Genomic DNA, 22,892 nt, shown 5'->3' with positions numbered 1-22,892 from the left:
TAATTCAATTTACCTATGCGCTTTAATAGAATCAGCCGAGACTACTTCTTCTTAACCTTAAAGAGTTCAGGATGACCGATACCGAACTAAAGCTCATGGCCAGCGCCGCGATCATGGGAGAAAGCAGGATACCGAAGAATGGATATAAAAATCCAGCTGCAACCGGTATGCCTAACACATTGTAACCTAAAGCGAAAAGCAGGTTACCTTTAATGTTACCCATAACGTGCGTGCTTAATAACCTTGCTTTGGCTATGCCATCCAAATCGCCTTTTACAAGGGTGATAGCCGCGCTTTCAATGGCTACGTCTGTGCCCGTACCCATCGCAATACCTACATCTGCCTGTGCTAATGCCGGGGCATCGTTAATACCGTCGCCGGCCATAGCCACTTTTTTCCCTTCAGTCTGCAGCTTTTTTATTTCTTTGAGTTTGTTCTCCGGCAACATTTGGGCTTCAAAACCATCAAGACCAAGATTTTCGCTTACCGCCTTTGCAGTGTCTTCATTATCGCCGGTAAACATAATTACTTTCAGTCCTTCCTGCTGTAACTTACGGATTGCGGTCTGGCTTGATGGTTTGATTTTATCGGAGATTGTTACATATCCCGCCACCGATTTGCCGACCGCAAGGTACGAAACCGTTTTACCTTGTTTTTGCTCGGCCTTGACCAGCTTTTCTGTATCGGGTGTAATTATTGCGTTTACGTGCTCCATCAACTTTTGATTGCCTAAAGCTAACCGCTCGTTGCTAAGCGTACCAATAACTCCTTTACCAGTTACCGACTCAAAATTGGTGACGGGCAGAACAGCTACATTATTTTCTTCGCCATACTTCAAAGTAGCCTGTGCCAGCGGGTGTTCACTACTACTATTTAGGGCTACTATCTTTTGAAGGATATCCTTTTCTGTAAAACCGGTATTTACACTCACTACTTTTTCAACCGAAGGTTTTCCTTCAGTTACTGTTCCGGTTTTATCAATAACCAGCACATCAATCGCGTTCATTTTTTCAAGTGATTCTGCATTCTTGATCAACACGCCAGACTGCGCGCCCTTGCCTACGCCCACCATAACCGACATTGGTGTAGCAAGTCCCAGCGCACACGGGCAGGCTATAATAAGCACCGCAATGGCATTTACAAGTGCATACACATAGGATGGCTGTGGGCCGTAAACAGCCCATACAATAAAAGTAGCCACAGCAATCAGCACTACAACGGGTACAAAATAGCCGGAGATCTTATCGGCCAGTTTCTGAATCGGTGCTTTGGAGCGGCTTGCTGAATTAACCATCTCGATGATCTGCGACAATAACGTTTCTGATCCTACCTTTTCGGCGATCATCACAAAGGTTTTATTCCCGTTAATGGTGCCTGAGCTCACCTTATCTCCAGGCCTCTTTTCTACAGGCACGGGTTCGCCGGTAATCATAGCTTCATCAATCATTCCTTCGCCGGTTTTAATACTACCGTCTACCGGTATTTTTTCGCCGGGTTTTACACGCAGCAAATCACCTTTTTGTATTTCGTCTATTGCAACAAGAAACTCCTTATCGTTTACAATTTTTGTGGCCTGATTAGGCGCCAGTTTCAGCAACTCTTTAATAGCACTGTTGGTTTTGCCATGCGCTCGGGCTTCTAAAAGCTGTCCAAGCAATACCAGGGTAAGAATTACCGTTGCAGCCTCAAAGTAAACGTACACCGTGCCGTGATGTGTTTTAAACTGGTCAGGGAAAATACCTGGAAACAACAGGGCGATTACGCTAAAAAGCCACGCTACACCTGCACCGATACCGATGAGCGTAAACATGTTCAGTTTCCAGCTGATTACAGACCGCCAGGCACGCTCAAAAAACATCCATGTTGCATAAAACACCACGGGAATAGAAAGTACCAGTTCAACCCAGTTCCAGTATTTTAAATCCATCAGTTTAAATAATGGATTATTTGGAACAATTTCCGACATGGCTATCAGGAAAATTGGTATTGTGAAGATTGTAGCTATTTTAAACTTTGCCAGTAATTTATTATAGGTTTTATCTTCTTCTTCCACTGCGTTTGCTCCAATGGGTACCAGCTCCATACCGCATATTGGGCAGGAACCTGGCGCATCAGTAATGATCTCGGGGTGCATTGGACAGGTAAACTGACCGGCAGACTTTACTGTGGGTTGCTTAATCAAATCCATACCGCAAACCGGGCAATTACCAGGTTTGTTATAAGTTTTTTCATCTTCACAATGCATTGGGCAATAATATACATCGTCGTGACGCTGATGTGCCGGCCCGGCAGGAGTCGCTCCATGATGTTGATGATCGGACGCTACCTCTGTGCTCTTTTGATGGGCAATCATTTTTATACTGTAAGCTCCCACAGCAGCAATCGCTTCCTGGAGCTTCTCGGTTGGGATGTGTTTATCCATGGTGATGATGGCTTCGGCAGGATTTAATGTAACCTCCGCGGAAATACCTTCCAACTTGTTCAAAGCGTTTTCTACTTCGTTACAGCTTATATCGCTGATCATGCCCGTAATGCTATATGTATGTTTCATCATATCGGTGTTGATTAATAAGTTAACGTAATTCCAGCTCCGTAGCCGTGTCAGTATCATAAGGGGTGAATAAGGCGAAGTATTTAGTCATGATGTATCTGAAACCGCTCGTGTATTCCCGGTTGGTATTAACCATAAAGTTAAGCCTTAACCTTTAGAAAACAGGTATATCTTTCCCGAGTAATTGAAATCTGACATTTCTTTTATGATATAAAGAAGCATCGGCAACAATAAGCATCGGCAAGTACCATACTGCGCATGTTATCCATTTTTTAACCTGTACAGCTTTCTTTTAACGCTGGGGTTGTCATCGCCGGCAATTTCCAGGAACAAGCGCAGGAGGAATCCAATCCCTCAGACAGCTTACTTGAAACATGAATTTAAAAACAAAATAGAGAAAGGTTTGCGAATAGGTATGCTATAGATTTAGTGCTTCTTTATTGTATTTGCTTCTGTAAGCCAGGGGCGAAACTCCTGTAAACCTCCTGAACACCTCCCGGAAAGCCTTCAGATCGGCATAACCTACCTCATACATCACTTCATTAATAGATTTACGGGTAGTTTCAAATGATTTTTTTGCAGATTCAACTTTTACACGCTGCATATACTCGATTGGCGTGTTCCCGGTCGCTTTGATAAATCGCCGGTCAAAATTCCTTCTGCCTATGGAGAATTTAGATGATAAGGTTTCCATGGAGATTTTTTCTGTTAGCTGGCTTTCTATATAAGCTTGCGCTTCCCTAACCATTTCATCGCCATGCTGTTTCTGACCTTTGAATATTATGAATGGCGACTGGCTTTGTCTGTCCATTTCAATCTGGAAAATCTTGGAACAAAAAATTGCGGTCTGCCGGTCATAATACTTTTCAACGAGGTAAAGTACCAGGTTCAAAAAGGAATAGGCTCCGCCATTTGTATAAATACCATTTTCGTCGGTGATCAATTCATCGGTTTGCAGGTTTACCTTGGGAAACAAGGCCCGGAATTTATGCGCATAATTCCAATGGGTAGAACAGTTCTTGCCGTCCAGTAAACCTGAAGAGGCAAGCATAAAGGCCCCACTGCACATGGTGGCTATTTCTGCACCGTTTTTATATTGACTTGTTATCCATTTAACAATGCCGGCGTTGCCCGGCCCATCTTCATCAAAGTTACTGGCCAAAGAGGGAATGATGATGAGGTTTGTTTTACTAATCTCTGAAATGTAAACCTGGCTTTTAACTAAAAAAAGCCCGCCGGCCAGAGGGGTTTGAGATTTTATACCTGCAATCTCGATTTTGAAGGTCTCTTTGCCGCCATTATCCTTGAAATATTCGTTGGCCCGGGTAAAGATTTCATAAGCGCCTGCAATACAAGCGACAGTACCGAGGTTGGTCTGACCATCGGGAGCGATGATTGTGATATGCTTCATTGTCTTTTCTTACAAATATAAAGAGGTGAACTGTCCAAATCAACCCGTTATAATGTCTATTTTGACCTATCCCGAATACCCGTTTTGCCTATAAATTTGTGTTAACTAATCATCATAAAAAAAACTATTTTGAACATGGAAACAATAAATTTTACTACTGCCATACTGGTAGATCAAACCCCAAAGGAAGTTTTTGATGCAATTAATAAGCCTCAGTATTGGTGGTCAGGAGCATTTGAAGGAAATACAACAAACCTTAACGACGAGTTTACTTACTGTTACGAGGACATGCATTATTCAAAGCAGCGGATAAGCGAAATTATCCCGGATCAGAAGGTGGTATGGCTGGTCACTGAGAGCGATATCAGTTTTGTGGAGGATAAAGAAGAATGGACAGGTACAAAAATAATTTTTGAGATCAGCCAACAGGAGCACCAAACCAAGCTCCAGTTTACGCATATTGGTTTACAGCCTCACGTAGCATGTTATGACGCTTGCACTACCGCCTGGGGGCAGCTTATTGAGCAAAGTCTTTACGATTTGATTACTACCGGAAAAACTAAAAAGCCCGTTTTAGCCTAAGTATTGCTATACGGACTACTTTTAAACATTTTATTACTCGCATCACCGGGCTCAGCCTTTTAGTAGTGGCAATGGCCGAAGTGTTCAAATCATTGAGCAAACAGGATTTGAGGCTATTGCTGCTACTTCAATCGGCACTATCAGCGACTTACTTGGTACAAGGATGGTGAGCAGATATCGTTTTAGAAAATTTGATACATGGCCAGCCAGATAAAGTCGGATATCAGTATTTCGGTATTCGCAGAATTGAAAAGGGGTTGCTCAGATGACCTGAAAGCATTAACCGGGAATGTCCATTCCTTTAATAAAGTAAAAATCGATGGCTAATTTGCCCACATCACAAAAAATAATGTCTATCGGCAGGGCAAATTTTTTTAATTAATAGGTAACATCCTAATTAATTAAGACGTTTAAAAGCTTGATTGATTTTACTATATGAGAAAAGGGGCGTTCCGGATTGCCTTTGCCTATTTGTTGATCAGCTTGTTATGGATCATGTTCAGTGACCGGCTGTTATTTTATTTTGAGGGAGTGCTTACGCCAGGCCAATATTTATGGCTGAGTTTGGGAAAGGGAAGCCTGTTTGTGACAGTTACCGCAATTGCTTTGTATGCCCTGATCAGGTCTGAGAGCTCGAAATTGAAAGAAAGCGAAAAGCAGTACCGGAGTATGTATGAATCCAATCCCAATCCGATGTGGATCTACGAGCCCTTAACGCTGCGGTTTATTTCAGTAAACGATGCTGCTATTGCTGTTTATGGCTACAGTGCCGAAGAATTCCGGCAACGGACGATCCTGGACATCCGACCTCCAGAAGACCAGGAAAGTGTGGTTTCTTCAGCCGAGGGGTTGGGAAATAAGTTTAACCAAAGTGGTACCTGGCGTCACATTAAAAAGAACGGACAACTAATTTATGTAAATATCACTTCGCATAAGATATGGTTCAATAAAAAGCCCCATGTTATGGTGATGGTGCGTGATATGACAGAGCGGGTGGAGTTTGAGCAGACACTTGAAGAAGTAAACCAGGCACTTTTGGAAGAAAAACATAAGCTCAGTGAAACCCAACTATTGTCGCGGGTGGCTGGGTGGGAATTCTACCCTCGCGAAAACCGGTTGATTTGGTCAGACGAAGTTTATCGCATCGCTGGTTTGGACCGGGATGACGATCGTGAAGCTTTTGATATTTATGTGCAGCATATCTTTCCGGAAGACAGGCCACTGATGATAAATGCCTTAGAGGAGTTGATCAATAGTGGCAAACAGCTCGATGTGACGCACCGGATTAATGCTCTGGACGGCACAACCCGCTACATTCGCCAGCTTGCACGCCTGGAAAGCAGCGGAGGGCAAGAGCTGAAGGTAACAGGTTCCTTGCAGGATATCACTGAGCTCAAACAACTGGAGCAGGAGCGTAACCGATACCTGTATAGTTTTGAGCATACCCTGAACAGTATTACCGATTGCTTTTTTGAGCTTGATAGCCAAATGACGATCATACGGATAAACGAGACTTTCCGGTCGATTGTTAAAACCGACAGAAGCCGGATTGTAGGTACAAGCATTTTCGAGATTTTCCCTAAAAATGAAAATAAGTTTTACCAGGTTTATAAGAAAGCGCTTGAAGAACGGGTTATTGTGAGGCATGAAGACTACTCGGTTATACTGCAGCGCTGGCTAAGGATGGCCGCTTATCCTACAGACGAAGGCGTTGCGGTATACTTCTCAGACATTACCGAAGACAGGCTTAAAGATGAACGGTTGAAAGAGGCGGTTGAACGTTACGAACTGGTTGCCCAGGCAACCAGAGATGTAGTTTATGATCTGGATATCGTCCAAAACAGGCTGATTTACAATACCAGCCTCACTCATTTGGTAAAAATTCCAAACGAAGAAATCAGTTATGAGTTGGAATGGTGGCGCTCATTGATCCATCCAGACGATATGGAAGAAGTAGTAAGCAGCCAGGAAAGGATCAGTCGTGCTGGTCTTACCAACTGGGAATGCGAATACCGGCTTAATTGTGGGAAAGGGAATTACAAATACGTGATGGACCAGGGGTATTTTGTTTATAACACCGAAAAACAGCCGGTAAGGCTGATCGGTGCGGTGAGAGATATTGATGCGCTTAAACGCAGTACTCAGGAAAATAAGAGGCTGGCAGGCATTATCAAACAGGTAAATAACATGGTACTTATAACCGATGATTTGCGCAGGGTGCAATGGGTTAACAATGCGTTTGTAGAGCTGACCGGTTACATGTTGGAAGAGGTGAGAAATAAAACAGCCGCTGATTTTTTAACCGGACCAGATCATCCTGGTTTCGAAACGATCATCCGGAGGCAAGAGGCCAGGGAGGCATTTGCGATGGATACGATCATTTATACAAAAAAGGGAACACCGATTTGGATTTCTACTCAGTTAACCCCAACGTATGATGAAGATAACGTTTTTCATGGTTACATCATCGTTTGCCAGGATATAACCTACCGAAAGGAAAAAGAAGAGGAAATTAACAGGCAAAATCGGTTACTCCGTGAAGTGGCCTGGATAAGTTCGCATGAGATCAGGCGTCCTGTGGCAACCATGCTTGGATTGATAAACCTGTTGGATATGGCCGAAGACGACAATGAGCAGGAAGAGATCTTTACAAAACTCCATGAATGTGCCCAGGAAATGGACGGTATGGTACATGAGATCCACCGCCGCATCGAAGCTGAAAAAGCATTGCAAATTGAACGCGACCTATAAACCGGCATATGAAATGGCTGGAATAAATACCTGCCTGTAACCAGGCGGTATTAATAGCGAAGAGCATCTTGTTGTTGATAAAAGTTAGGGCGATAACTAAACTAATTGAGCTATCTGATCGTATAAACGAGGAATACTATTATTATAAATATTATTTAATAGTATTTTATCTGTAAAGCATGAGATGGCGCCTTTTTTACTTTTTACTATCAATTGCTTTAACGCTTTTTGCGAATGATGTTTTTGCTCTTCCTCCCACAATTGGTTATTCGCCATCAACAAATATTTATACCGTTGGTACAGCTATTACAACCCTTACACCCACAATTGGTAACGGGGTTAGCGCGATGGGCTTCGGCACAGCCACAGCGCTTACCGGCGCTACTTTAAATAATCCGCGGGGCGTAGCCATTGACGCGGCCGGCAATATTTATGTAACCAATAGTGGTAATAATACCATTAGCAAATATAATTCAAGTGGTACCTATCTCGGTACTTTTGGTACGGGCGCCACAATGTCTTTTCCTAAAGATCTGGTTTTTGATTCATCGGGCAATGCTTATGTATTGAACCTGGGTGCTACACCAGGCACTGGCAGCGTGTATAAATATAATTCAAGCGGCGTATACCAGTCAACCATACTTAGCGGCTTAAATTACGCTTTGGGAATCACTATTGATAAATCTGATAATATTTATCTTGCCGATCAGGGCGCTGGTTCAGTAACCAAATATAACACCAGCGGTACACTCTTGCTTTCGTTGCCTACTGCCAATTTTAATGTTCCTCTTGGTGTAGCTGTGGATGCAGCAGGCAGTATCTATGTGTTAAACAACGGCTCAGGGAACGTGACAAAGTATAATTCGGCCGGAACATTTCAATCCACTTTTCTTAGCGGATATACTTCGGCCCAAGCCATAACAATTGATAATGCCGGAAATTTCTATATCGGCGATAATGCTGCTACGAACACAATCTACGTTTATAATCAAAGCGGCACATTGCTTACCAGTAAAGCCACTACCGATCCCGAAGGGATTGCCGTTGATAGTAAGGGTGTCATATTTACATCTGCCTATTATGCAAACCAGATGAATAAATATACGCCAACCGGTGGCTTCTTTTTGAGCGCTGCCTTGCCTGCAGGTTTAAGCTTTAACAGTACAACAGGCGCTATTAGTGGTACACCTACAGCAGCTATGGCAACAACCACCTATACTGTTACCGCCTATAATGCCAGCGGTGCAGGTACCGGCACGGTTACTATTACCGTTAATCCTACAACTCCTACAGGTACAGGCGGTTCAACATGCGGCGCGGGCACTGTAACCCTTACGGCTTCAGGAAGTACGCCATCGGGAGGTGTATATAACTGGTATGCCGCTCTTACAGGCGGCTCATCATTAGGAACAGGGGCGAGCTTCATTACTCCAACCATTACTGCAACCACCACATATTATGTAAGTTACACACAAAACGGAGCCACAAGTACACCCCGCATTGCTGTAACTGCAACTGTAAATGCCAAACCTGTTATATCAACCGCACCCACAAGCCCTACAGCCAGTTTGTATCTTTCCTATCCGTTTACCGGTAATGCTAATGATGCCTCGGGTAATTTAAATAATGGAATACCCCAAAATGCTCCCACGCTTACTACTGATCGTTATGGGGCCGCAAGCAGTGCCTATAGCTTTAATGGTTCAACCCAATATATTGCCACTTCCATCCCTATAATAACCAATCCGCAAACTTTTTCTATCAGCGTATGGTTCAAAACAAGTTCGGCGGGTGGTAAGTTAGTTGGCTTTGGTTCAGCGCAATTTGGGACAAGCACAAGTCTTCTTGGTTATGACCGTCATATTTATATGAATAACAGCGGGCAATTATACTTCGGTGTTAAACCCGGCAGTACATACAATACTATAAATACCACTGCATCCTACGCCGACGGCACATGGCACCACGCAGTTGTCACTATGTCAAGTACCAATGGGGCTAGTATGTATGTAGATGGTGCGCTACAGGCCAGCGATGCTACCATGACCTCAGCGGGGGCTTATGCTGGTTACTGGAGGGTTGCTTATGACAATTTAGCAAGCTGGACAAGTGCTCCAACCAATTATTTTTTTAGTGGATCGCTGGATGATATAGCTGTTTATAATACGGAATTAACTGCTGCGCAGGTTTATACCTTATACGGTGCAGGCAGTACTCCCATTTGCCCGGGTAGTACCTTATCCCTACAAGCCAACACGGTAAGCGGGGCCACTTACTCATGGACGGGCCCAAACAGTTTTACATCAACCTCGCAAAATCCTACTATTGCCAATGCCACAACAGCCAACGCCGGCACTTACATACTTACCGTAACCGGTTCTAATGGCTGTACATCACAGTTAAATGTAACAGGAACGGTAAACGCTCTACCCTCAACAGCATTTACAGCAACCTCTTCGGTAAACATTAATTCAAACGCTACCATCACTTATACAGGAACAGATCCCTCAACCTCAACCTATAACTGGGACTTTAATGGAGGCACACCCTCAACCGGAACCGGGCAGGGGCCTTTTTCGGTACAATGGGCAACTTCCGGTACAAAAACAATTACACTTACCGTAACAAATGCTGCCGGTTGTTCGTCATCATCTACACAAAACGTTACGGTAAACCTGGGTACCTATGGTAATTATGCTTTTGGAGAAAGCATAACATTAAATACAACCTCACTCGGCATTACTTCAAATCTTACCAATTTCCCGGCCTTGCTCAGTATACAGGATAATAACCTCATTATTTCAAACACTTGTACAGATAAGGTGCAAAACCCCAATGGACCCAATTATGATTTTGCATTTGTAAGTGGCGGCAGCGAACTTTACTATCAGGTAGAAAGCTACGATCAAACGACCGGTACCCTGCTGGTTTGGGTACAAATTCCTACTTTAACTTACGCAACCAATAATACCGTAACGTTTTACTATGGATCTAAGTCGCCCACTGTAACTCATAACACAGCGTTTTTTGCCAATACATGGGCAAGCAATTACTTAGCTGTATTTCACTTTAATGAATCGAGCTTTACCGGTTCGGTAACCGACGGCACCGCGGGCGGGCATACAGGTGCTACCAGCGGGATGGCTGCTGCCGATCTTGTTACCGGTAAGATCGGCACCGCTTACAGCTTTAACGGATCGAGTAAAAAAATTACAACTAATGCGGTATCGGTTACCGGTCCCTTTACCATATCGGCCTGGGTAAAGTTAGGAGCGACAGGCCTGGATCAAAAAGTGATGACAAACCAAGGCGCCTCCGGCGGAACCAGCGGTGGTTATAAACTTGGTATTTATACCACTAATATCCCTGAGTCGGAATCGGGTATTGCCATGAACAGGTCGAGCACACCTAATCCAGCGGCTTTTGCCAGCGGCGCATGGCATTATATACAAAGTGTTTATACCGGTACAACTCTTAGTACTTATGTTGATGGAGCACAATATAAAATATTAACTACCAGCAACAATCCGTCTGCTAATGCAAACTTCTACATAGGAGTAGGGGAAGGGGGTAGCCAGTTATATTTTAATGGTATAATTGACGAGCCCCGGGTATCGAATGTCGCAAAAACAGCTGATTGGCTTAAGGCTGAATATGTAAATCAAAATAATCCTGTAACGTTTACAACTGTTGGTGCAACTGTAACCAATACCACTAATGCGGCCGCTATACCTGGTGCATTAACTTATACCTATAAAGGCGTTACCGGAACTTATACTGATGCCAGCAACTGGGATAATACCACCGCCGGCATCACCAACCAGGCGCCGGCATTTGATGGTACGGCCACCTTAATTATCCCGACAGGAAAAAGCATTACAATTAATTCTAATGCCTCGGTATACGGGCTTACCTTAAGTGGTACGGCTTCAGTAAGCCTCAGCGCAAATTTAAGCGTGGGATGCAATATATATAATCAGGGTACCGGAAAAATAGACTGGAATAATTTAAATACATCAAAGATAACCTGGAACGGAACCAGCGCTGCGCAAAGTTACAATGGTGCTGCCTCTGCCGGGTATACCCATGTGGGAACTATGGAGATAAATAATTCTGCAGGCGGAACAATAACAGTTAATAGTGATACCCTGGATATTTACAACGAACTCAAAATTACTAAAGGAAACCTGGCGGTTGCCTCTGGTGCCATCATGGTGCTCAAAAGCGGTGTATCCCAAACAGCTTCTGTAGATGCTATTCCAACGGGGTACAGCATCACAGGAACCATATATGCAGAACGCTATTTTAAGGCAGGGACGATTGCTGCCAATACTCGTAATTACCGGCTCCTGTCTTCTCCGGTAAATACCGCAACAGGTGCTTATAACCTCGGTTATCTAAATACCAACTCAGGAGGCTTCACCGGGGTTTTTGTGGCGGGTCCCACAGGGCCGGCTGGCGGTTTTACTGTCACGAACGCCACATCAACAGCTTATTTGTACAAAGAGGACCTGCCCGCAAGCAATACCGCTTTTAACTCAGGAAATTTTAAAGGCTTAACAAATATTGCAGGCAATACTATTTCTTATTATACGGGTACCGGCAGTACAACTGCAACAACAACCCTCCCGGTAGGTAATGGTTACATGCTGTATTATGCCGGAAATAATATTAACAATGTTACCTCGTCAACAGCACTTAATAAACAATATCGTTTTGGCGGAAGCTATATTGACCCGGACGCTTCAACGATGGTAGCAGTTGGTACGCTTAATCAGGGAAGCATCCCGGTAAAGCTTTGGTGGAACAGTGGTAGCTCCACTTTAAGTAAAGCACAAACGGGTTACAACTTAGTAGGTAACCCATATGCGTCTTCCATTGATTGGGATACCTTTTCGCAAAGCAGTTCAACAAACGGTATTTATGGCCCCGGTGTATCTGCAACCATATATGTTTATAATTATTCCAATAAAAACTATGGCACTTATACAGCTTTGATCCCGGGCGGGATTGGTACCAATAATGCAACCCGCTACATTGCAAGCGGACAGGGCTTTTTTGTGCAGGCTACTACAACTTCGGCTTCCCTCACTTTCAACGAAACAGCTAAAACAACAGTACAACCCAATTCCCTGGGTAGCACCCTGTACCTGTTGATGAGCAAAAAAGGCCAGGCAGTAGCCAAACCTCAGTTAATGCGGATAAAGCTTGCCGCAGATTCGGTTAATACGGATGAAATTATTGTATTATTTGATTCTGAAGCCAAAAATGAATATGAGCCCTTTTATGATTCGGACCGGTTAAATGGGATTGGTAATATTTCTACCCTGGCCAGCTACGGATACGGAAGTAAAAACATGCTGGCCATTAACAGGATGAACGTCATAGATTCCACCACCCGGATAAAGTTATTTGTGAATGTTAATAATTCTGCAGCCACGGATACAATTTCGGGTTCAGGATTTGATTCGCTCGACTCAAGATACGATGTATATCTGCTTGATCACTACAAAAAAGATTCCTTGTTTTTCAGCAGGTATAAACGCTACCTGTTCAATATCGATAAAACAGACACAACCAGCTACGGGGCAAACCGGTTCGAAATAGTATTTCATAAAAAGAGTTCATTAAACTACCGGTTACTTGGCTTTCAGGCCAGTCCGGTTAAAGACGGCATTCTGTTAACCTGGAAAACAGAAAATGAAGGAAACCTTTGCGGCTTTACCCTGCAAAGGCAGGATGGTTCCAAAGAATTTATTGCTTTAACCTCATTGGTAAGCAATGGTAGCGGGTCTTATACTTATATCGACAAGTTTCCCCTGACCGGAACCAATTACTATCGCTTGCAACAAAATGATCCTTTTAATGTTATCCGCTATAGCAAAACTATAGCGGTCGGTTTCAATGCACCCGGTATTGTTAATGAGGCGATAACACTTTACCCGAATCCGGTTAACAATGAGTTTTATATTAAGATCAATAAAAATGCACCTGACAGGGTGATACTTAGGGTAACCGGTATAGCCGGCCAAATAATGTTTTACAGGGAAATGGATGGCAATAATATACAACAGAATGTGAGCAGTCTCTTGCCAGGAAACTACATTGTAGAGATCTCCGACAAAGTGACTAAAAAGTTAATTGGGATTAAAAAGTTTAACAAAGAATGAAATTTAACCTCCGCAAAACAATAGCTTATAGCAGTAGGATATTATTGGTTTTTTTTATGGTTATAAACCCTATGCTACTGTTAGCAGACGATCCGGGTACACCCTGTGATGGCAGCGACCCGTTGGATAATAACTGCCCGCTGGATTCCTGGGTTATCTATATGGTCATATTGGTTCTTATTCTCACAGCTATCCATCTCCTCAAAAAGCAACTTCGCTCCAGTTTATAATTGATGCAAAACACCACATTGAAAAATACATTTTTGAGTTGGTAAAATTCAAAAAATTAGTGTTATTTTGACACATATTATTAACCTGTGTATTTATCAATTGTTGTTCAGTTTGTAACAAACCCATCATCGGCAGATGTGTTGGCGTTAAATTACTGATGCGTAAGTGCAGGCGTCAGTTTTCTTCGCACAACATACCGAATGGTTGTGTTTCAATATTCAGGATGTTTTAAAGTGCCCGGTAATATAATAAAGCTTGGATTGCCGGTATGAACCGCCTACAAACGATTTTTGCCTACTCGCATTAAGCATTGTTGGTGCTAACTATGCCTTTGCCGTTTTTGACAAGATCAGAATACAATGATATTAATTGAATAAAATGAGTACAAAAAACTTTCTCCTGACGCTATGCCTGTTTACAATTTGCGTTGCAAATGCTCAAATCAAAACGGCGAAGCATATTAAAAGTAAACAAAATTACAATGCTTATCTCTTTGTGTACTTCACCGGAAACGGAAACGAGCAGGAAGCCATTCGTTTTGCGATCAGTAAAGACGGTTTAAACTATTATGCATTGAACAACAGCGAGCCTGTTTTATCATCAAAAAAAATAAGTTCAACAGGAGGAGTCCGTGACCCGCATATTTTGCGTGGTCAGGATGGGAAAACTTTTTATATGGTTGCCACAGACATGGTTGCCTCTAACGGCTGGGATTCAAACAGGGCAATGGTTTTGTTAAAATCCAATGACCTTATCAACTGGACCTCCACTATTGTAAACATTCAAAAAAAGTTTCCAGGACAAGACAGTTTGCTAAGGGTATGGGCTCCGCAAACTATTTACGACGAAAAAGCAGGGAAGTACATGATCTACTGGGCTATGAAATATGGCAAGGAGCCGGATAAAATTTACTACGCTTATGCTAACAAGGATTTTACAGACCTGGAAACAGCACCGAAACAACTTCTTTTCACACCTGACAATGGTGCCGCGATAGATGGTGATATCCTTCAGAAAGACGGTAAGAACTATCTCTTTTTTAAAACCGAGAACGCTAAAGTTGCAGGTATAAAAGTGGCAGTATCAGATTCACTTACGGGGACATATAAGGTTGGAGATAGTTATGTTCAGCAAACCACCAACCCTGTTGAAGGAGGCGGAACCTTTAAATTGAACGATGGTTCCGGTTATATTCTGATGTATGACGTTTATACTAAAGGCCGTTACCAGTTTACCAAAAGTAAAGACCTGAACCACTTCACTGTAATAGATGATAATGTATCCATGAACTTTCATCCCCGACATGGGACTGTAATGCCCATTACCACTGCAGAAGTTGAAAGACTGGCGGCAAAATGGCTTTCAACCGACGACGTTGTCAGGACAACATCAAACCCTGCAATAAAAAAAATAAATATAAACCTTGATACCGCAGCCCAAATGTTGACTTTGCCAGTAGGTTTAGGGACAAATCTGGCTAAATTCGATCCCCTGTTTGTACAATTTCCAGGCGTAAATATTTCGCCAAAAGGCCCCCAGGATTTTACAAGGGGTGCGGTCAATTATAATTTGCAAATAGCCGGCGGCAAAGCAAAAACATACCAGGTTCGCGTTGTGGTGAACAACAACCCATTATTTGGCGGTCTGTATGCCGATCCTGAGGTATTATATTCTCACAAGACAAATAAGTACTACGTATATCCAACATCCGATGGGTTTAATAACTGGTCGGGCAGTTACTTTAAAATATTTTCTTCGCCCGACCTGGTACAATGGAAAGATGAAGGCGTCATCCTCAATCTGGTTAAAGATGTGTCCTGGGCTAAATCCAATGCCTGGGCGCCAACTATAATCGAGAAAAAAATAAACGGACAGTATAAATACTTCTATTACTTCTGCGCAGCCCAAAAAGTAGGAGTTGCAGTGGCAGATGACCCGGCGGGGCCATTTGTTGATTCTGGCAAGCCGCTCTTATCCAAGCGTCCCACTGGCGTGCACGGTGGGCAGGAGATAGACCCGGATGTATTTGAGGACCCAGTTTCGGGCAAAGATTATTTGTATTGGGGCAATGGTTACATGGCCGTGGCTGAGCTAAATAAAGATATGATTTCAATTGATACGACTACTACTAAGGTGATTACTCCAGACGAAACTTTCCGCGAAGGAACGGAAGTAGCTTACCGAAAGGGTAAATATTATTTTATGTGGAGTGAAGATGACACACGCAGCCCGAACTACAAAGTACGTTATGGTTATGCGGATTCACCAACAGGCAAAATCATTATCCCCGGCAATAATATTGTTATTGAAAAGGATACCGTACAGGGCATTTATGCAACAGGGCATAATTCTGTATTGAATATTCCGGGTACACACGACTGGTACATCATCTATCACCGCTTTAACAGGCCTGATGGAATTAAGATGGGGGAAGCCGCCGGATATAACCGCGAGGTTTGCATCGATAAGTTGTTTTTTAACAAAGACGGAACAATACAAGAAGTAAAGCCAACCTTACAAGGCGTTACAAAACCACAGCTTCCGCAGGCAAAAAATTAAGAGAGATATCTTTATAACCTATTTAAGCGATATAGTTTGATAACGGCGTTTTCAATCCCGCCTAATTTTTTTTTAAGAGCAATTGAGCAATTAGATATGCGAAGCTTGCAAGGTTCAAACGCTTAAGTTATAGAGAATATAATTCGCCGATTAATAAAGCGCCTTAGTTAGTATTGTTTTTTAATAGATAAAAAAGAGGTTCGTTAACGTTATACTTGAACGGACCAAAATCAAAAAAAGCATTTCCAATAATCAGGTCGGGTTTTCCATCAGCGTTTACATCGCCGGCGTCAAGTGTTACAGCTCGCTCAAACTTGGTATTAACGGGAAAGGCGTAAGGGACAAAATCTAAACCGCCTCTGTTCTTTAGGTATACAAAGCCCTCTTCGGGTTGTCGTGCATCGGTAAACAGACTGATGGTTACTATATCAATGTCGCCATCATCGTCAAAATCTCTCGCAATAGCCTTGTAACAGCCGTTTATAGGATAAAAATATTGTTGTTTATAATTGCCCTTACCATCATTTAAATAAATGTAAACACCGTGATAGGGTTTTAACACCAGGGTTGCATTGCCGTTGTCGCCGCAGGTGTATAAAATATCTTTATAGCCATCGTGGTTTAAATCAATCATCTCAAAAAATGAAGATCCGTAAATGGGCGGAAATCTCAATATCTCCTTCGACTCGAATTTGCCTCCCCCTTTATTAATAAAATGGAAAATTCCTTCTTCGCCCTGGGCAAAAAGAACGTATAAATCCGCGAGTTTACCGTGTTGGTTGTCAATGTACGCTTTGATAGCTCCGGGCAAATTGCTTATTGCATGTTTTGCAAAATTGCCGTTGTCCATATTTTCCATCCAGCATAGCTCGCCTGTTATACTCCCAAACTCACAAATTACGTAATCGGTTCGGCTATCTCCATTTATATCCGCAGCCAGCACTTGTACAGGTCTTCCAAGTTTGCTGAATATAGGTTGGGATGCTAATTGCATTTTGCCGGTCGCGGTAATGTTTAGTGGAGTTATGGTACCCAGCTTGTCGCTGTTTGCGCCAAGTTCATTGCCTATTGTACAAATCATGGCGTTACCATGGTCAAAAAGGATATCTACTACGGGGCCATTGGTGGCTACAGAATCAATAACTTTCAATTGAGGCGATAAAAGATAAAGCTTTTTAGCCTGCCCATTGGCAACAAAAATGCGGGCGGGTTTCACACTGTTATCTATTTTAACATAACATCCCAAAACCTGTTTTCCTTCAAATGATTGTGCCGGTTTTTCGATGGTAAAAAACGGCAGCTCTCTTTTTATAGGCGAAGGCCTGTCCTGAGTGGGCAAGGCTATAGGGGCGGTGTTCATATAATAATCTATGATGTCTTGCCATTGTTCATCATTTAATACGGGTTTGGTGGGCACAACCAAATCATCGCCCTTTATTGATCCTTCGTATAATTCTCCTCTGTGCGCTTTGATACCCATTCGTAAACCCATCTGGGGAAATACATTTTTCCATTTAAACCGGTTAAGCAGAGCGGGGTTGGGCAACATATGGCACGAACTGCAATAATTTTGTGAAAGCGCCTTGCCTTTTGCTATGCTTTGCAGGCTTGCTATCGGGAAATCAGTTTGCGTTTCAGAATTGGCATTCTCTTGCTTATTTGCCGGCACATTCCAGAACAGGTAAACCGAAAGTATACTTATAACCAAAACTACAATACCAACAATTACAGCTTTTGAAATTTTTGTCCTACGGTAATCTCTCGGTTTATTGTTCATGAATGAGCCAAATAGGTTTAATTGAGAATGCCGTCAACATCTTGCCAATATGAAACCCGTTAATAAATTTTCGATCAGTGGGTATTATGTTCAATTTTAGCCAATATCCAGTTGCCTATTTGTTTTCCCTGCAAAACGCCATTGTCTATGGCATCCTTAAAATGGATACCACCCCAGAAACGTGATATAGCTGCTTCATTAGCTGCCTGTTCAAAAGAGGTAAAGCTTCGTGGAGGTACGCCGAATTTAACTTCCACGCTATCGGTATAATGAAAATTATCTCCGAAATAATGAGTTAATATCACGGCACAAGTGGCCGATGCTACCGAATGCCCACTAATGTATTCAGGAAAAGGCGGCGTTTGTAACAGGGGTTTCCAGTTGGGATCAATATACCTGCGGATAGCCGTTTCGGGGCGAATGCGGTTTGTTCTGTATTTATCTTCCCAGCAGCAAATAAAACCATCCATTAAGCCAACGGCCACAAAGGTATTAACTACAATGGCTTTTGAAAAACTTACGTTGGCCTTGTTACATGCCACATTGGCTATTCCCATCCAATGAGCTCCCGGCGATATTTTTTTTAATCCGATGAGCATATGCCCGTCATTTTGAACGGCAAAAGGATTGCAATCCCAAAAATTGGCAATGTTCTTTTCTTCCTGCGTTAATTTATCCCCGCTTTTTTCATAATTCATCAACAAGAATTTAAAAAATGGGGAGTTTTTGTCTGTAGAGAACGGAATGGGCGCAGTTGGAACAAACTGGTCGGCAGATTTTAACGTTAGTGGTCTTATCGTGTTAAAATAAGGCTCAACCGGGGTCATGTAGGCCGGAGGGGTAGGATCCCAACTGCCCGGCTCGGCCTTAAGTTTATAACGAGGATAATTGCTTATCCTGTTATACTTGTCTGCTTTGGCGTAAGCCATGATCTTTTTGCTGATAAACTGGGCATAATGTTTTGAGCTGTCAATAACCTCTGTGCTAAAACCAATTCTTTTACACGAGTCAATAAATGATTGTTCATACCCGGTCATTAATACGCCCGAAGGTTGTAATTTAGCAGCGGTTTCCATCATGGCTAAAACCGCGCTTAACTGGTAGTTGTAGCCATCAAATTGCTTAGGTTTGATGATGATCGGATAATCGTTCAAAATGTCATGGAGGCCTTTCAGCGTTTTATCATGCTGCGAAATAACCTCGTATCCGGCTAAACAGGTATAGGCAAAAAAGCGGGCTGCCAGGGGTGGATTTGTAACATCATGCACCATCACCTCTGTCATATGAGCGGTTACTTTGCCTGCGTCATGACTGGTTAGTACAGGTTCTTTACCAGCTTTGCAGCTAAAAAACAGAACTAAGGCGGATAATATATAAATACTTGAAAACAGTTTTTTCATGGAGCTATTGTAATTTGTAGGCTTTTATATCCTTTTGGTTGATGCCGAGAAGCAGACTGTTGTTTATGTTAAGCACACTTCTTACATCTCCCGTTATATTAAAGCCCGACCGGATCTGGGGCACATAAATAAAATTTCCTTTCCCATCTCCTTTGAGCAGAACCCCATAATTAGCATCATATCTGCCGAATCGGATACGGGTGTGGTTTATATTGCCACAAAGTATTAAATCATCATTGCCGTCATGGTCATAATCAATTTTGGTGATGGTATAAACCGGCGAGTATTGCGCCTGCAGGGGCAGGGCTACCGGATGTAATTTGCCTTTTGCATTGCTGATAAAACAAGCGGTTGCAAGATCATTAGCTGTTAAGTGTCCGGCACCTTTCATTTCATCCGAGGTAAATACCTGGTCAATGGTAGCGTCTGCATAACTTTTATAATCAGAAAAACGCGGGCGCATTATACTGATCTGGTCCAGGAGTTCATCCCTTGTTACAAAGGGATAACTCTTATGCTGAATGTAAAAACATAAAATGGGGTCTATCGAGCCATTGTCGTCAAAATCTTTGAAATACATTTCGGCCGGTTCGCTGTCGGTTGCCCTGCATTGCGTATTTAAGCCGAGGTTGCCAGCAACAATATCCGGATGCCCATCGTGATTAATGTCACTTACATCCAGGCGGTTCCACCACCCAGAATATTTTTTATCGAAGTATTTGGCACTGGCATCAACAAACTTGCCGTTTATATTTTCAAATACCATTATTGGCATCCATTCACCGGCTATAATCAGATCAGGCTTTTTATCGCCATTCATATCGGCAAATGCCGCATCAGTAACCATCCCGATATTTTTTATTAAAGCGTTATATTTTGCTGTTGCATTTGTAAAATGGCCTTTGCCATCATTTATTAAAATATAGCTTTCCGGCGCCTCGGGGTACCTGCCGGGAATTACCCGCCCACCAACAAAAAGATCAGGTGCGCCGTCGTCGTTTATGTCGGCGGTTTTTACACAGCTTTTGCTGCTTGTCATCTGAGGTAAGAAGCCTTTTGCTTTTGAAAAATTACCCTTACCATCATTAAGGTAGAGCCTATCCTGCAATAAAGGATCGCCTGGTGAAAAATCAGCGTATCCGCCGGAACATACGTACAGGTCGGGCCTGCCGTCAGCATTAACATCTACAATAACCGCTGCTGCATCTGTGCTGGTTTTATCGGCTTCAAAAGCGGGATTTTGTTTTTGAACGAAGGAACCATTACGCTGTTGCAGATAAAGCTTACCGGCTACTCCATTTTCGCCCCCAACATAAATATCTTCAAGACCATCACTGTTTACATCTCCTTTAACGAGACACGGCCCTGAAAATGATACCGGGTTAACCATTAAAGGCTGGCGTTTAAAATCATTAATGGTGTTGGCAGGTTGCCGCTGTGTAACTGGCGACTTGGTTTCAGTAAAAAAAGTTTTTAACAATTTGGGCCTGGCATTACTGGTATTATTTAAAACCGCATTTGTTTCGCTTAACAGCAATTGTTGGTTGGTCTTGACATTATTTAGCAACTGAGTTTTGCCTCGTTGCCAGGTTATCCGTAATGAGTCTATAGTTGTGGTCTTGCCCAAGCCAAAATGCAATACCGGGGACACGCTCGACTGGAAACCGCGGGAAGGCATTTGTTCAAGATATTGTTGTTTGCCTCCGCAATAAATGATAACCCTGGCGCCAATACCCTGGGTGTTGGCGTCGGAGCCTTTAAGTTTTACAGCAAGGTAGTGGTTACTGTTAAGTTTTTTTGCCTGGTTTTCATACACAAATGCGGGCTGATCAACATTGTTAACCACGAGGTCGAGATCGCCGTCGTTATCAAGGTCAACATAGGCGGCGCCATTGCTGTTTGATGGCTTTGTAATTCCCCATATAGCGCTGGAATTGGTAAATGTGGTATTTCCATTGTTCCTGAAAAAATAACTGCTTACCTCTGATGAGGGCATTTGACTTACAATTCGTAGCAGATCCTGACGCATGAACCTCCTGTCGCGCAGATTATCGCCCATGAACTTAATAAAATCCATATTGGTATAATCCTTTCTGTATCCGTTGCTTACAAACAGGTCTTTCCAACCATCATTGTCATAGTCGGCAAATAAGGGAGCCCAGCTCCAGTCGGTATTGGATATACCCGATAGCTGCCCAATTTCGCTAAAAGTGTTATTCCCGTTATTTAAATGCAACATATTGCGCATGTACTGATAATAAAATCCAACCCGAATGTTTAAGTCAAACGATTCATAATTATCGGCTCCAAATAACAGCTTCTGCCGTCTGTTATCTTCAGGCAACATATCGAGGGTATAGATATCAGGTTTGCCATCATTATTAATATCCGCAATATCATTTCCCATAGAGTAAAATGAGGTGTGGCCCAGTTGTTTTTGAAGTTCATCGGTAAACGAGCCTTTACCGTTGTTGATATATAACCTGTCGGGGACATTATAATCATTGCTTACATAAATATCCGGCCAGCCATCGCCATTAACATCGGCTACGCCGGCCGCTAAACCGTAGGATAACGGTGTATTGATGATGCCCGAAGCCTCTGTTATATCTTTGAAAGTCCCGTTATCATTCTTCAATAACCGTACACCTGCCTCTGCATCTCTTTTGCTCATCATATTCTTAACCGAGACATCGTCGAGCTCGCTGATTCGTTGAGCATTATGGTTTACCAATAACATATCCAGGTCGCCATCCCGGTCAAAATCAAAAAAATAGGCCTGCGTATTAAATGATGGGAAATCAAGCCCATATGCTGCGGCCATATCCTTAAACACGGGGATGCCTTTATCATTATTGCCCTGGTTAATGAAAAGCTGATTTATACGTTTCTCGGCCCTTATTTTACCCGAATAGCTTACATAAATATCAAGTTTGCCGTCACCATTAACATCGGCCATAGTTACACCTGTTTTCCAGGGGCCGGGTCTTCCGGCTACGCCTGCCTCGCCGGTAATATCGGTAAACTGCATTTTTCCATTATTGAGGTACAGTTTATTATCGGTCATGTTACCGGTAAAATAAATGTCCTCGAGGCCATCACCATTTAAATCGCCCGTGGCAACGCCGCCTCCATTATAAAAATACTCGTACATTAAAACATTGGTGTTTAAACCTTCTGTAAGGGTATTTTCAAAATCGATATGGGTTGTACTTGCCGGCAATAGTTTAAACAAGGTATCTGTTTTCGCCTGATTGTCTGATGTGGATTTACAGCTATACAGGCAGGTAAATAATACAAAGCTCAGTAAGCTTAAACAACATGGGTTAACATAGTTTGGCAGTTTTTTTAAAGTTCCTGCAGGCTTATATTTATCTCGTGGCATTCCGATAGGGGGATCTATTCTGTTTTAAATTTAGAATTTTCTTTGACAAATTCCGCACATTCATTTTATTAAGGT

General features: G+C 42.7%; 10 protein-coding genes. 5 read left to right on the top strand and 5 right to left on the bottom strand.

All coding sequences use genetic code 11. From position 1 onward, the window contains the following. Positions 1–31: 31 nt before the first annotated feature. Both J2W55_RS22560 and J2W55_RS22555 read right to left on the bottom strand, forming a co-directional pair. A complete protein-coding gene (locus J2W55_RS22560) occupies positions 32–2,554 on the bottom strand; it encodes a heavy metal translocating P-type ATPase (RefSeq protein ID WP_310101543.1) in 2,523 nt (840 codons plus the stop codon). Positions 2,555–2,969: 415 nt separating this feature from the next. Further along, entirely contained in the window at positions 2,970–3,962 is a 993-nt protein-coding gene (locus J2W55_RS22555) for a GlxA family transcriptional regulator (protein ID WP_310101540.1), read from the bottom strand. A 135-nt stretch (positions 3,963–4,097) separates the two neighbouring features. Here J2W55_RS22555 and J2W55_RS22550 point away from each other — a divergent pair, with 135 nt between their 5' ends. The 5 genes from J2W55_RS22550 (at position 4,098) to J2W55_RS22530 (ending at position 16,255) form a co-directional block, all read left to right on the top strand. Next, positions 4,098–4,544 (top strand): SRPBCC family protein, encoded by a 447-nt coding sequence (locus tag J2W55_RS22550; RefSeq protein WP_310101537.1) that lies wholly within the window; start codon positions 4,098–4,100, stop codon positions 4,542–4,544. A 435-nt stretch (positions 4,545–4,979) separates the two neighbouring features. Continuing rightward, on the top strand, positions 4,980–7,295 hold the full coding sequence (locus J2W55_RS22545) for a PAS domain S-box protein (RefSeq protein WP_310101534.1): 2,316 nt from the start codon (positions 4,980–4,982) through the stop codon (positions 7,293–7,295). Between the two features lie 179 nt (positions 7,296–7,474). Then, the gene (locus J2W55_RS22540; protein ID WP_310101532.1) at positions 7,475–13,465 is read left to right on the top strand and encodes a DUF2341 domain-containing protein; all 5,991 of its coding nucleotides are present in this window, start codon (positions 7,475–7,477) and stop codon (positions 13,463–13,465) included. Further along, on the top strand, positions 13,462–13,695 hold the full coding sequence (locus J2W55_RS22535) for a hypothetical protein (RefSeq protein WP_310101529.1): 234 nt from the start codon (positions 13,462–13,464) through the stop codon (positions 13,693–13,695). Before J2W55_RS22540 ends, J2W55_RS22535 begins: the two co-directional genes overlap by 4 nt. 379 nt (positions 13,696–14,074) lie before the next feature. After that, positions 14,075–16,255 (top strand): glycoside hydrolase family 43 protein, encoded by a 2,181-nt coding sequence (locus J2W55_RS22530; protein WP_310101526.1) that lies wholly within the window; start codon positions 14,075–14,077, stop codon positions 16,253–16,255. Positions 16,256–16,418: 163 nt separating this feature from the next. On the opposite strand, the gene J2W55_RS22525 is transcribed toward J2W55_RS22530, so the two are convergent. From J2W55_RS22525 to J2W55_RS22515, 3 genes are all read right to left on the bottom strand, one after another. Beyond that, on the bottom strand, positions 16,419–18,032 hold the full coding sequence (locus tag J2W55_RS22525) for an FG-GAP-like repeat-containing protein (RefSeq protein ID WP_310101524.1): 1,614 nt from the start codon (positions 18,030–18,032) through the stop codon (positions 16,419–16,421). Between the two features lie 74 nt (positions 18,033–18,106). Then, complete coding sequence (locus J2W55_RS22520; protein WP_310101522.1) at positions 18,107–19,432, bottom strand: vanadium-dependent haloperoxidase; 1,326 nt, start codon at positions 19,430–19,432, stop codon at positions 18,107–18,109. 4 nt (positions 19,433–19,436) lie between these two features. Beyond that, positions 19,437–22,817, bottom strand: coding sequence for a VCBS repeat-containing protein (locus J2W55_RS22515; protein ID WP_310101517.1), 3,381 nt, complete (start codon positions 22,815–22,817; stop codon positions 19,437–19,439). Positions 22,818–22,892 lie beyond the last annotated feature (75 nt).

Source organism: Mucilaginibacter pocheonensis, assembly GCF_031456535.1.
In the GTDB taxonomy this organism is placed as follows: domain Bacteria; phylum Bacteroidota; class Bacteroidia; order Sphingobacteriales; family Sphingobacteriaceae; genus Mucilaginibacter; species Mucilaginibacter pocheonensis.
The sequence above is the reverse complement of the archived record's forward strand: the minus strand, read 5'-3'. Positions and strand labels throughout refer to the sequence as shown.

What these genes read in the sequence shown, in the direction of transcription:
- J2W55_RS22520 (WP_310101522.1), bottom strand. Translation starts at nt 19,432, where the DNA reads ATGAAAAAACTGTTTTCAAGTATTTATATATTATCCGCCTTAGTTCTG.
- J2W55_RS22545 (WP_310101534.1), top strand. Translation starts at nt 4,980, where the DNA reads ATGAGAAAAGGGGCGTTCCGGATTGCCTTTGCCTATTTGTTGATCAGC.
- J2W55_RS22560 (WP_310101543.1), bottom strand. Translation starts at nt 2,554, where the DNA reads ATGATGAAACATACATATAGCATTACGGGCATGATCAGCGATATAAGC.
- J2W55_RS22540 (WP_310101532.1), top strand. Translation starts at nt 7,475, where the DNA reads ATGAGATGGCGCCTTTTTTACTTTTTACTATCAATTGCTTTAACGCTT.
- J2W55_RS22550 (WP_310101537.1), top strand. Translation starts at nt 4,098, where the DNA reads ATGGAAACAATAAATTTTACTACTGCCATACTGGTAGATCAAACCCCA.
- J2W55_RS22515 (WP_310101517.1), bottom strand. Translation starts at nt 22,817, where the DNA reads ATGCCACGAGATAAATATAAGCCTGCAGGAACTTTAAAAAAACTGCCA.
- J2W55_RS22525 (WP_310101524.1), bottom strand. Translation starts at nt 18,032, where the DNA reads ATGAACAATAAACCGAGAGATTACCGTAGGACAAAAATTTCAAAAGCT.
- J2W55_RS22530 (WP_310101526.1), top strand. Translation starts at nt 14,075, where the DNA reads ATGAGTACAAAAAACTTTCTCCTGACGCTATGCCTGTTTACAATTTGC.
- J2W55_RS22555 (WP_310101540.1), bottom strand. Translation starts at nt 3,962, where the DNA reads ATGAAGCATATCACAATCATCGCTCCCGATGGTCAGACCAACCTCGGT.
- J2W55_RS22535 (WP_310101529.1), top strand. Translation starts at nt 13,462, where the DNA reads ATGAAATTTAACCTCCGCAAAACAATAGCTTATAGCAGTAGGATATTA.